Annotated in this window: 10 protein-coding genes; 3 read left to right on the forward strand and 7 right to left on the reverse strand. The window is 70.6% G+C overall.

Annotation, left to right across the window (positions count from 1 at the left end):
- Positions 1 to 65 precede the first annotated feature (65 nt).
- Both LEL83_RS02020 and LEL83_RS02025 read left to right on the forward strand, forming a co-directional pair.
- Positions 66 to 866: a glycosyltransferase gene (locus tag LEL83_RS02020; RefSeq protein ID WP_225557562.1), complete on the forward strand. Its 801-nt coding sequence runs from the start codon at positions 66 to 68 to the stop codon at positions 864 to 866.
- A gap of 35 nt (positions 867 to 901) precedes the next feature.
- Positions 902 to 2089 carry a glycosyltransferase gene (locus LEL83_RS02025; RefSeq protein ID WP_225557563.1) on the forward strand — a complete coding sequence of 396 codons (1188 nt, stop codon included), beginning with the start codon at positions 902 to 904 and terminating at the stop codon, positions 2087 to 2089.
- On the opposite strand, the gene galE is transcribed toward LEL83_RS02025, so the two are convergent.
- A complete protein-coding gene (gene galE / locus LEL83_RS02030; RefSeq protein ID WP_225557564.1) occupies positions 2056 to 3150 on the reverse strand; it encodes a UDP-glucose 4-epimerase GalE in 1095 nt (364 codons plus the stop codon). The genes LEL83_RS02025 and galE overlap by 34 nt on opposite strands.
- Positions 3151 to 3210: 60 nt before the next feature.
- Here galE and LEL83_RS16130 point away from each other — a divergent pair, with 60 nt between their 5' ends.
- A complete protein-coding gene (locus LEL83_RS16130) occupies positions 3211 to 4395 on the forward strand; it encodes an ankyrin repeat domain-containing protein (RefSeq protein ID WP_225557565.1) in 1185 nt (394 codons plus the stop codon).
- A gap of 173 nt (positions 4396 to 4568) precedes the next feature.
- Here the strand turns inward: LEL83_RS16130 and LEL83_RS02040 are convergent, their stop codons facing one another.
- Genes LEL83_RS02040 through LEL83_RS02065 form a run of 6 tightly spaced genes read right to left on the reverse strand, consistent with a single transcriptional unit; the run spans position 4569 to position 12162 of the window.
- A complete protein-coding gene (locus tag LEL83_RS02040) occupies positions 4569 to 5765 on the reverse strand; it encodes a glycoside hydrolase family 1 protein (protein WP_372454429.1) in 1197 nt (398 codons plus the stop codon).
- Positions 5766 to 5788: 23 nt separating this feature from the next.
- On the reverse strand, positions 5789 to 6661 hold the full coding sequence (locus LEL83_RS02045; protein WP_225557566.1) for an alpha/beta fold hydrolase: 873 nt from the start codon (positions 6659 to 6661) through the stop codon (positions 5789 to 5791).
- Positions 6658 to 8445 carry an ABC transporter ATP-binding protein gene (locus LEL83_RS02050; RefSeq protein WP_225557567.1) on the reverse strand — a complete coding sequence of 596 codons (1788 nt, stop codon included), beginning with the start codon at positions 8443 to 8445 and terminating at the stop codon, positions 6658 to 6660. The genes LEL83_RS02045 and LEL83_RS02050 overlap by 4 nt, the downstream gene beginning before the upstream one ends.
- On the reverse strand, positions 8442 to 9368 hold the full coding sequence (locus tag LEL83_RS02055; protein WP_198657550.1) for an ABC transporter permease: 927 nt from the start codon (positions 9366 to 9368) through the stop codon (positions 8442 to 8444). Before LEL83_RS02055 ends, LEL83_RS02050 begins: the two co-directional genes overlap by 4 nt.
- A complete protein-coding gene (locus LEL83_RS02060; protein ID WP_225557568.1) occupies positions 9365 to 10345 on the reverse strand; it encodes an ABC transporter permease in 981 nt (326 codons plus the stop codon). Before LEL83_RS02060 ends, LEL83_RS02055 begins: the two co-directional genes overlap by 4 nt.
- The gene (locus LEL83_RS02065) at positions 10342 to 12162 is read right to left on the reverse strand and encodes an ABC transporter substrate-binding protein (protein ID WP_225557569.1); all 1821 of its coding nucleotides are present in this window, start codon (positions 12160 to 12162) and stop codon (positions 10342 to 10344) included. Before LEL83_RS02065 ends, LEL83_RS02060 begins: the two co-directional genes overlap by 4 nt.
- Positions 12163 to 12197 lie beyond the last annotated feature (35 nt).

Consider the following 12197-nt stretch of genomic DNA (forward strand, 5'->3'; position numbering starts at 1 on the left):
CGGCCACCGGGCCCCTTCCGTCGTCGTCCACCTGAGCATATCACGTGATATGTCATACTTGAGTGGTGAACGCCAGTGCGAAGGTCTCCGTGATCATCCCGACCATCGGGGTCGACGAGTGGTTGGTCGCCGCCGTCGAGTCGGTCCTCCCCACTGCGGCTGACGACGCCGTCGACGTGCTCGAGGTGGTCGTCGTCCTCGACGGCGCTCCGGCCGACGCGACGGTGCCGACGCATCCGCTCGTGCGGGTCGTGCGGCTGCGAGAGCGCGTCGGTTCGGCGGCGGCGATCAACGCCGGTGTCCGCATCGCGAGCGGGACCTACATCGCGCGAGTCGACGCGGACGACCTCGCCGTTGCCGGACGGATCCGGTCGCAGGTCGCCGTGCTCGACCGTCGCGCCGACATCGCGGTCGTCGGGACGGCGGCAACCGTCATCGGACCGGACGGCGCCGAGCTCGGTGCCGTCGACCACCCTGCGGGCGAGGACATCGGAGCCGAGCTCCTGCGGAGGAACGTGCTCGTGCACTCCAGTGTCCTGATGCGGCGATCGGCCCTCGAAGCCGTCGGCGGGTACGACACGAGGTGCGTCCGCATGCAGGACTACGACCTGTGGCTGCGGCTCGCCACCGTGGGGAAGGTCGCGAACCTGCCGGAACGACTGACGTGCTACCGCGCGCACCCGACCCAGCACAGTCGGAACACGAACCCCTTCAGCCCCTCTGCCGCTCGGATCCGCGCCTCCCGCCGGGCGCTTGCACGACACCTCGGCGTGCACCCGGTCGTGCAGCTCGTGCGCGACGCCGTGTGGACGGCATCGCAGGCTGCTCGGCACTGGGGCCTCCGCCGCCCCGGCCACCTCCGCTGACACCCCATCCCCTCGACAGCACCCCAGGAGAACCCATGTCCCGCCCACGCTCCGGCACCCTCATCGTCAAGACGGACATCGCCCTCGACGTGATGCTGCGCGACCAGCTCCGCTACCTCGCGACGACGCCGCTCGCCCCCGTCCGGACCGCTTCGGACGACACCGGCCGTGTGGACCGCATCCGCGAGCGCGAAGGGATCGACATGCACGTCCTCCCCCTCGAGCGGGATCCCGCCCCGCTGAACGATCTCCGGAGTCTCGTCCGACTCGTCCGACTCATGCGCCGACTCCGGCCGTACCGGGTCGTCTACGGGACCCCCAAGGCCACCCTCCTCGCCGGCATCGCTGCGAGGGTCTGCCGGGTCCCGGTCCGCATCCAGGTCCTGCACTGCCTCCGGCTCGAGACCACGACCGGCGTCTTCCGGCGGTTCCTGCTCGAGACCGAACGCCTGGCGCTCCGGCTCGCGACGCACACCGTCGCGGTCAGCGTCGGGCTCCGCGACCGTCTCGGGGAGCTGGGGGTCGACGTGTCCGGCATCGACGTCATCGGGAAGGGGTCGGTCGTCGGCGTGGACGGCGCCCGCGCCCGCCGCATCGGTGCCGATCGGTCCCTCCGGACCTCCCAGCGGGAGCGTCTCAGGGCGGCGGAGGACGAGGTCGTCGTCGGGTTCGTCGGAAGGGTCACGCGCGACAAGGGCATCGAGGAACTCGTCCGGGCTGTCGGGGCACTCCGCGAACGGGGCGTCGCCGCTCGCCTGGCGCTGATCGGCCCGGACGAGGGCGCTGAACACCTCGCGGTCGACGTCCGCGCTGCGCTGGACGCCCCGTGGGTCACCCGGACGGGCAACCTGTCGGACCCGGCCGAGGTCTTCGCGGCCTTCGACGTCTTCTGCCTGCCGTCCCACCGCGAGGGCCTGCCGACCGTCGTCCTCGAAGCGTGGGCGACGGGCATCCCGGTGGTCGCGACGTCGTGCACGGGGATCGCCGACCTCGTCCAGGACGGCTCGACCGGACTGTTGGTCGAGACCGGCGACGACCGCGCGCTGGCCGAGGCCCTGCAGCGCGTGCTCGATGACGCGGCGCTGCGGGACAGGATCTGCCGCGCCGCCCGCGCTGAGGTCGACGAGCACTTCGACCGTCCGGGCGTGTGGGAGCGCTGCGCCCGCTACTTCCTCGACGCCCGTCCACGTCAGCGCGCCCGCACGGGTGGCTCCGACCGGTGAACGAGGACGGCCCGCTCGGTCCTTGGGTGACCGAGCGGGCCGTCGCGTGCCCCGCCGTCGTCAGGTCGTGAGCAGTGCCGCGCCGTGGATGCGCGCCACGCGGACTCCACGGCGTCGGCGACCGCGTGCTGCGCGGACCAGCCGAGTTCTCGGTGGGCGCGAGTCGGATCCGCGACGACGATCGCCGGGTCACCGGCGCGGGGAGCACCATTGACCACCTCGATCCGTCGGCCGGTCACGACTTCGGCAGCCTCGACGACCGAGCGGACGGAGGTGCCCGTACCGGTCCCGATGTTGAACGCACGCGCTCCGGGGACGGTCCGGACGTGGTCGAGCGCTGCGACGTGAGCGTGCGCCAGGTCGAGCACGTGCACGAAGTCGCGGACGCACGAACCGTCCGGTGTCGGCAGGTCGGTGCCGAAGACCCGGACGGGGTCGCCCTGCTGTGCGGCGCGGAGCACGATCGGGATGAGGTTCGCGACACCGTCGTCGGCGAGGTCCGGCCATCCGGTGCCGGCGACGTTGAAGTACCGGAGGTTGGCTGCGCGGAGTCCCCACGAGCGCGCGGCGTTCTCCGTCATCCACTCACCGATGAGCTTCGACTGCCCGTACGGGTTCGCCGGTGCGAGCGCGTGTTCCTCGGCGACGAGCGGCACGCTGGTCGGACCGTAGACGGCCGCCGACGACGAGAAGACCAGCTGCTCGACCCGGCATCGCTCCATCGCGGTGAGCAGGTGGACCAGGCCCCCGACGTTGCGGTCCATGTAGTGGGTGGGCCGCTCCACGGACTCGCCGACCTGCTTCATCGCTGCGAGGTGCACGACGTCGGTCACCCTGCGGCCGGACAGGAACGCCTCGAGCGACTCGAGGGCACCCGGTCCGGCGAGGTCGAGGCGGAGGTCGAGTGGTCCGTCGAGCCGCGCCGCAGATCCGGTGGAGAGGTCGTCCAGCGTGACGACGGTCTCGCCGCGCTGCCGCAGGACCCGAGCGACGTGCGAGCCGATGTAGCCGGCCGCCCCGGTGACGAGGACAGTGCGAGGAGCGGACGCAGTCGAAGGCATGTGTTCAGAATACCAGTATCACATTCCGGTGGTCAGGCCTCGAGGCGCTACAGTCGACCCGTGCGATGGAGTCGAGTGAACTGGCCCTCCGTTGGCTACGTCTCCCTCGAGGACTTCGACGGCCAGCGCGACCACGTGAGCCGACTGCTCGAGGACGCCCCGCCCACCGTCGCCGCGCTGCTGACCGTCACGTGGACCGACGCGCGGGTCGAAGGCTGGACCGTGGAGTCGGCGGACGCCGTCGTGGACCCGGACGACGACGACGCGACGACCCCCGTCGACCTGCCCGGCCACGGTGTGCCCGACCCGGTCGTGGTGCACGCCGACGTCGTGGTCCGGAACGACGAGGTCCTCGACACCCCGGACGGCCTGTGGCGCCGGTGGAACCACGCCAGGGTGTCGCTCCGCCTGCGCGACGCCGTCATCGACCCGCCGGGCATCGACCCCGCGGCGCTGCTCGCCGGTGACGCGCACGTCGCCCGGGGCGAGCTCGAGTACGTCAACGAACACGACGCCTGGGAGCTCCGCCTGCTCGTCTCCCCCGTCGGCGAGGTCGCGATCCGGTTCCGGGGCGTGCGGGTGTCGATCCGGAGCGTCGCCGAGTCGGTGTACGCAGGCCTCGGCGAGCGTCCAGCGCGGGGCTGGCACGGTCCGGTGCCGGACGGCTGGGTGGAGTACGCGACCGAGGTCGTGCGGGCCGCGGCGTACGGCGACCTGGGTGGTCTGCACCTGGCCGACGACGCGAGCGACGTCGACGACGTCGACCAACGGTGGGGCTTCGCGCCGCTGCACGCCGCCGCGTGGTTCGACCGCCCCGAGATGCTCGAGGAACTCCTGCGTCGCGGGGCGTCGGTCCAGCTCACGGACACCGAGGGACGCACGCCGCTGACGCTGGCGATCGACCGTGATGCACGGCGGGCGGTCGACGTGCTGGTCGCCGCGGGTGCCGACCTGGAGGCCCGGGACGGCGACGGTAACTCCCCGATCGTCCGCGCCGCGTGGGGTGGGCACGCCGCGATCGTCCGTGCCCTCGCCGACGCGGGTGCGGACACCGGCGTCCGTGGGTCGCGGGGCGTCACGCTGCTCATCGCGGCGGTCGACTCGGGCGACGTCGACACGGTCCGCGCGGTGCTCGGACTCGACGTCGACCGCGGTGCCGAGGATGACGAGGGGTCCACGGCCGCGGATCGTGCGGCGTTGCTCCGCGAGACCGCGGTCGCCGACCTGCTCGCCGCCGACGGCTGATCCTGCGGACCCGTCCTCAGCCGCTCAGAGCGCAGCGCGCACGGGTCCGAGGGCCGTGCGCCGGCGGGCCGCTCGCGTGGTGCGCCCGGGACGCACCACGAGGCGGGCGTGACGGGGCGCGGCGGACGGGAGCAGGGCCTCCCGTCCGCCGCGCGTCTGCGGGGTCGACCGTCCTAGACGGCGACCGGCTCGAGGGCGTTCGCCTGCGCGACCCGCCCGTACCAGCGGGCGGAGTCCTTCGGCGTGCGCTCGAAGGTCTCCGGGTCCCACGCCACGAGCCCGAAGGTCGGGCGGAACCCGGAGGCCCACTCGTAGTTGTCGAGCAGCGACCAGTGCTGGTAGCCGAGCACCTGGATGCCGTCCTCGATGCAGCGGTGGATCCCCTCGAGGGCGCCCTGCGTGTAGGCGACACGACGGGAGTCGTCGGCGGTGGCGATGCCGTTCTCGGTGATCATCAGCGGGACGCCGCCGGAGAGCTCCCACGCGCTGCGGAGCCCGTCGGCCGAGGCCTCGGGGTAGAACTCCCAGCCGGTCAGGGTCGTCTCTTCCGTCTCGGCGACGGGCAGGGGCCCGTCCGGTCCGATGAACGTGCGGGTGTAGGCCTGCACGCCGAGGAAGTCGTCGCCGGCGGCCTGCTCGAGGTACCAGTCGTCGCGCGGGTACCCGTACTCGCGGAGCATCGCGTCCGCCCCGGGCTCGCCGTTGGACTTGAACGCCTGCGTCGCGACGGTCCACCCGGACTGGAGGCCCGACACCTGTCCCAGGACCTCGCGCGACCGCCGGTGGCTGGCCAGCAGGGCGTCGGCGACACCCAGGTCGGGGTTCGGCAGACCGTAGGCGACCAGGTTCGCGGCGTCCTCGCCTCCGGCGAGCATCGCCGCGATGTTCGGCTCGTTGATCGTGCAGACGTAGCGGACGCCGTCCTGCACGATCGGCAGCGCCGCCTCGGTGTAGCGGGCGAACAGGTCGGCCGCGTCGGGTGCGCGCCAGAAGCCGTCGCGCTCGAACCACCGCGGCACCGTGAAGTGCATGAGGGTGACGATCGGCTCGATGCCGAACTCGTGGCAGGCGTCGACCATGCGGCGGTAGTGGTCGACCTCGGCACGGCTGACGAACCCGCGCTCCGGTTCGATGCGGGCCCACTCGACGCTGAACCGGTACGAGTTCAGCCCGAGGTCGGCGGCGATGCGGATGTCGTCGCGGTAGCGGTGGTAGCTGTCGGCCGCGTCGCCCGAGGGTTCGACGATGGTGGTGTCAGGCTCGTGCTCGTGCACCCACCAGTTGCTGTTGACGTTGTTGCCCTCGATCTGGTGGGCGGCGGTGGCGGCACCCCAGAGGAAGCCGTCGGGGAACTGCAGGGTGGAGATGATGGTGCCTTTCGTGCGGGTTCGGGTCAGTGCTGGCTGAGGAATGCGTCGAACACGGCGACCGTGCCGAGGGGGTTCTCGACCTGGGGGCCGTGGTAGCTCGCCGGAATCACCTCGTACGCCGCCCCCGTGTCCTCGGCCATCTGCCGCTGCCAGGGGATCGGCCAGGCGCCGTCCCACTCACCGTGCGTGACGAGGACCGGGAGCCCGGTGGCCCGGAGCTCGGCGGACGAGTCGGTGTGGTCCTCGAGGATGTGCCCGCCGGCGACGACGCTGAGCGGGCTCGTGGCGTCGAAGCGGTCGCGGACCATCCGGACGTCGTCGGGGAGCTCCTCGTCGGGGCGGTACGCCCAGAGCGGGTTGGTCGAGTCGAACAGCTGCCGCAGGTTCCCACCGGTGTCGTGCAGGATCGTCAGCTCGGCGACCTTGCGGTACGGCCAGCCGTACGGGCCGGAGCAGAACTGCACGACGTCGCGGAACGACGACGGCGAGGCGATCGCGGCGGCGCGGACGATCACGCCGCCGAGCGAGTGGCCGATCAGGTGCACGGGGGCGCCGTCGTCGAGCAGGGCGGCGACCCGGACGACGTCGGCGGCCTCCTGGTCGAGGGAGTAGTCCGACGGCGAGGTCGGCGCTGCCGAGTCCGCCTGCCCGCGCCGGCTGATCGCCACCGCGGTCCACCCGGCGTCGCGGAGGACGGGCATGAAGGTGCGCCAGTCCTCCTTCGAGCCGGTGTACCCGGGGACGATCAGGACCGCGCCCTTCGACTCCCCCGCGGGCACGACGCGGTAGGCGGTGAGTCGGCCGACGGGCAGGTCGATGCCGACGACATCGACACCGTCCGGGGTGGGCAGGTGGCCGAAGGACGGGACGGACGGGAAGTCGAGCAACGTGGTCATGCGAGCAGTGTCCGCCGCGGGTTCGGCACGGCGTCCAGCAGGGCGACCGTGTAGTCGTCCTGCGGGTGCTGCAGGACATCGGCGGTCCGGCCCCGCTCCACCACCGCGCCGTCGTGCAGCACCATGATGTCGTCGGTGATGAGCCGCGCGCTCAGCAGGTCGTGCGTGATGTAGAGGAGCGAGACGCCCCACTGCTCGCGCAGGTCCTCGAGCAGGGCGAGCACACCCGCACGGAGCGTGACGTCGAGCATCGAGACCGGCTCGTCGGCGATGATCACCTGCGGGTCGCTCGCCAGTGCCCGGGCGATGACGACGCGCTGCCGCTGCCCGCCGGAGAGCTGGTGCGGGAGCTTCTGCGCGAACTGCTCCACCGGGGTGAGCCCGACGGTCTCGAGCAGCTCGAGCACCCGGCGTCGGGCGTCGCGGCCGCGCAGCCCGGTGTAGTTCGCGATCGGTCGGGACAGCGTGTACTCGACCGTGTGCAGCGGGTTGAGCGCCGAGTACGGGTCCTGGAACACCATCTGCACCTCGCGGCGCAGGTCGCGCAGACCGCGCTTGCCGAGCCGGGCGACGTCGAGGTCACCGAACCGGACGGTGCCCGTCGTGGGCTTCTCGACCCCGGTGAGCAGCTTCGCGATGGTGGACTTGCCCGAACCGGACTGGCCGACCAGGGCGAGTGACTGCCCGGGCTCGAGGGTGAACGACACGTCGCGCACGGCCTGCACCGGCTGCTCACCACGGCGCGGCGCCGGGTAGGTCTTGACGATGTGGTCGACGACGATCGGGTTGCGGGCGGCACTGCGCTCGCGGGAGCCGACGGTGCTGAACGAGCTGGTGGTCTCCTGCCGCGTGGCCGACGGGTCACGGAGCGACCGGTCCGGGAAGCCCGGCAGCGACACCACCTCGGCACGGGGGTCGGCGTAGTGCGACAGGAGCATCTGCGTGTACTCGTCCTGCGGGTCGCGCAGGATGTCCTTCGAGCCGCCGTCCTCGACGATGCGGCCCTCGTGCATGACGAGGACGCGCTCGGTGGCCTCGAGCACGATGCCGAGGTCGTGGCTGATGAGGATCGCCGTGAAGCCCTCGGATCGCTGGAGCTCGATGATCGTGTCCATGACGGCGTGCTGCACGAGCACGTCGAGGGCGGTCGTCGGCTCGTCGAACACCATGAGCTGCGGCTCGAGCGACAGGGCGAGCGCGATCGAGACGCGCTGCCGCATGCCGCCGGACAGCTCACCGGGGAAGCGGGCGAGCATCGACGTCGGCAGCTTGACCTTGCCGATGAGCTCCTGCATGCGGGCGTCCCAGCGGTCGCGCGGCACGTGGCCGTGCGCCGTGAAGACGTCGATGAAGTGGTTGCGGATGGTGCGCACCGGGTTGAGCGCGTTCATGCCGGACTGCAGCACCATGGCGAAGCCGCCCTGCCGCTGCTGGCGGAGTGCTTCGTCGTCGAGGTCGCGGATGTCGTGTCCGTTGAACACGATGCTGCCGCCGTTCGTGCGCGCCGGCGGCTTCTGCAGCCGGGTCAGCGCGTAGCCGAGCGTCGACTTGCCGGAACCGGACTCGCCGACCAGGCCGACGAACTCGCCCTTCGCGAGCTGGAACGACACGTGGTCGACGGCCTGGACGGCCTGCTGGCCGGCCGACTCGTAGACGACCGACAGGTCGCGGACGTCGAGCAGGACGTCCTGCGTGGCGCGCGTGGCGTCGGAGGGGAGGCGCGTGGCGGCGCCGGTGGGCGCCTCCAGGCCGTCTGCCGGGTGCGTTTCTGGCGAGCCGCTCATGCGCGCTTCTCCTTACGGGGCCGCGCGCCCTCGCGCAGCCGCGGGTTGGACACGGCGTCGACGCCGAAGTTGATCAGGGTGAGGCTCATCGCGAGCAGGGCGATGCAGAGGCCCGGGGCGAACAGCAGGATCCACTGGCCGGTGAGGAGCGCGTTCGAGTTCTGCGCCCAGTACAGGATCGTGCCCCAGCTGACGATCGACGAGTCGCCGAGGCCCAGGAACTCGAGCCCCGCCTCGGCGAGGATCGCGCTCGTCGCTGCCCCGAAGAAGCTGCCGACGATCAGGCTCGTCATGTTCGGCAGGATCTCGCGGAAGACGATGCGGGTCGCGCCGTCCCCGGAGAACTGGGCGGCGGTGACGAAGTCCCGGCCACGCAGCGACTGGGTCTGGCTGCGGAGCACGCGAGCACCCCACGCCCACCCGGTCACCACGATGACCGCGATGATCACCGCGATGCCGCCGTTCTGCAGGTAGGCGGCGATGACGATCATCAGGGGCAGACCCGGGATGACGAGGAACAGGTTGACGATGAACCCGATGACCTCGGCGATCCAGCCGCGGATGTAGCCCCAGCTCAGACCGATCGCAACGGCGACGAGGGTGGAGAGCAGGCCGGCGACCGCACCGACGAGCACGGAGACCCGGGCGCCGTAGATCAACTGGGAGAGGACGTCCTCGCCGGCGGCGGTGGTGCCCATCCAGTGCGCCCAGGTGGCGTCGGCGTTGCGCTCGAAGCCGTTCTGGCTGGCGCCGTAGGGGGCGAGGAGCGGGGCGGCGATCGCCACGAGGACGAAGAAGCCGAGGATGCACAGGCCGATGCGGGCCTTCGTGTTGCTCCAGACGACGCCGAACTGGCGGGCGGCGGCGCGCCACTTGGAGGGCGCTTGGGCTTCGTCTTGGGTACGTACTGCGATCGTGGTCATCGACGCGTCCTCGGGTCCAGGACGCCGTACAGGACGTCCACGATGAAGTTGGCGATGAGCACCGACACGGTGATCATCAGGAAGAGGGCCTGCATGAGCGGGTAGTCCTGCCCGATCACGGCGTTGAAGAGCAGGTAGCCGATGCCCGGGTAGCCGAACACCTGCTCGACCAGCACCGAGCCGCCGACCACGCCACCGAGCGCCAGGCCGAAGCCGGTCAGGTTCGGCAGGATCGCGTTGCGCGCGGCGTACCGGACGGCGACCGTGCGACCGCGGAGGCCGTTGGCCTCGGCGAAGGTGACGTAGTCGTCGCCGAGGGTGTTGATCATCGCGTTGCGCATGCCGATGATCCAGCCTCCGAGGCTCGTCACGAGGATCGTCACGGCCGGCAGGACCGCGTGCCGCAGGACGTCGCCGATGTAGGTGCCGTTCCAGCCCGGGACGCTCGTCGCGGACGACGCCCCGGTGGTCGGGAACCAGTGCAGGACGTAGCCGAGGAAGAACAGCAGCAGGAGCGCCGTCCAGAAGTACGGGAACGTCGACATGAAGCTGCCGGACAGGGTCGGGAGCGAGTCGAGCCACGTGCCGCGCTTCCACGCCGCCGCGACACCGATCAGCGTTCCGATGACGAACGCCAGGACCGTCACCGTGCCGACGAGCACGAGCGTGTACGGCAGTGCGCGGCCGACCAGGTCACCGACCGGCTGCGGGTAGAACGTGTAGCTCGTGCCGAAGTCGAGGGTGATGACCTGGTGCAGGTAGCTGACGTACTGGTCCCAGAGGTTGCCGCTGGGGACGCCGAGCTGGGCCTCGATGGCCTTCTTCGTGGCGTCGGTCACCGGACCGTTCTGGCTGAGCTTCGCGAGCGCGGCGTCGGACGGGCTGCCCGGCATGAGGCGCGGGAGCACGAAGTTCAGCGTGACCGCGGCCCAGAGGGTGAGGACGAAGAGGACGAGTTTCTGGAGGATGTACTTCACTTGCCTGCCTCCTTCTGCTGCGTCTTCTGCTCCTGGAGGATCGCCTTGCCCGCGGCGCTGTCGCGGAGCCGGAGCTTCGTGAAGATGAGCAGCGGTGCGGAGTCGTAGTTCTGCGGTGCCATGTACGGGTCCTCGGCGCTCGGCCACCCGACGAACTTGCCGGTGTTGAACAGGCCCCAGAGCCCGCCGTAGTACATGCCGATCACGGGCAGGTCGTCGTACACGATGGCCTGCAGCTGGTCCAGGATCCGCTGCTGCTCGGCGCGGTCGGTCGTACCGCGGTACTCGTCGAGGAGCTTCTGAGTGTCCGCGTTCTTGTAGCGCTCGAAGTTGTTCACCGTCGACTTGCCGACCGGCTGGTAGAAGTCGCTCGACAGCAGGGAGTTGTACGCCTGGAAGACGTCGCCGTTCCCCATGCCGCCCATCGCCATGTCGAACTTGCCGTTGTTGATGTTCTGCTGGTAGCCGGCGGGCTGCGGCGCCTGGATCTGCACCTTCACGCCGATCTTCCCGAGGTCACGCTGCACCTGCTGCGCGGCACGGAGCCAGTCCGAGTAGCCGTTCGCGGTCATGAGGTTGATCTCGAGCTGCTTGCCGTCCTTGACGAGCTTGCCGCCCTGCTGCTCGTAGCCGGACTTCGCGAACTCGGCGAGGGCACGGTCGGTGTCCTGCGTGATCATCCCCTCGTCGGGGATCGACGGGTCGAGGTACTGCTCCTGGTTCGGCAGGATCAGGCCGGTCTGGCCCGCGGCGCTGAGGTTGCCCTCGGAGGCGGTCTCGGCGATGCCATCGCGGTCCAGCGCGTAGGAGATGCCCTTGCGCACGTTGACGTCGTTGTACGGCGCCTTCGTCAGGTTCGGGATGAGACCGATCACGCCGCCGGCGGGGAACCACCACTGGTTCGTGTCGGACGCGGCCCCCCACGTGCCCTTGACGTCCGAGATGAACGAGTACGCCCAGTCGTAGCCGCGCGTGACGGTGTCGAGCTGCGTGTTCGTCGCGGGGAGCACGAGGTGCTTGATCGCGATCTTGTCGGCCTGCCAGTACGTCGGGTTCTTGTCCATCGAGTACTGCTGGTCGGAGTAGTTGCCGAGCACGAACGGGCCGGTGCCGACCGGGTCCGGGTCGCGCCAGGTGACCGGGTCCTTCACCTTCCCGTAGTGGTGCTCGGGGAGGATGTAGGTCGCGCCGATGATGTTGAGGCTCGGGACGTCCTCGCCGTTGAGGTGGAAGACCAGGTGGTCGCCGTCCCGCTCGATGCGGTCGATGTGCTGCCACGCGCCCTTGACGTCCATCGCCGGGAACTTCTTGAGCAGGTCGAACGTGAAGAGGACGTCCTCGGGGGTGAACGGCGTGCCGTCGGACCACTCGACACCCTTCCGGATCGTCATGTCGATCGTCCGCGCGTCGGGCAGCTCCCACGAGCTCGCGAGCCACGGGGTGCCCTTGCCGTCGAGCGGGTTGATCTCGATGAGCGGCTCGTACATCCACTTGCTCGCGGTGCGGGCGTTCGGGATGTACGGGTTGAAGTTGCGGTCGAACAGCGGATTGCCGCGGTCCGCGTTGATGAGCATCGTGTCCTTGCCGATCGTGGGATCGGGTTCGGAGCGGACCTGGATGCTGCAGCCGGTGGCGACCAGGGCCACCGCGGCGAGCCCGGCGATGGCGGCGACGAGCCGTCCACGCCGTCGTGTGCCGGCTCGGGTGCCGGTGCGCGTTCCGGGAGCGCGGGTCCCGGGGTCGCGCGTGCCGCGCGTGCGCTGTGGGGGAAGCGTCATTGCTCGGTCGACCTCCATGTCGATTCGGTACGTGCTCAATGTATGCGCTTACATGGCGGCGCGCAACACGGGTG

The organism is Curtobacterium oceanosedimentum (assembly GCF_020297365.1).
GTDB lineage: Bacteria > Actinomycetota > Actinomycetes > Actinomycetales > Microbacteriaceae > Curtobacterium.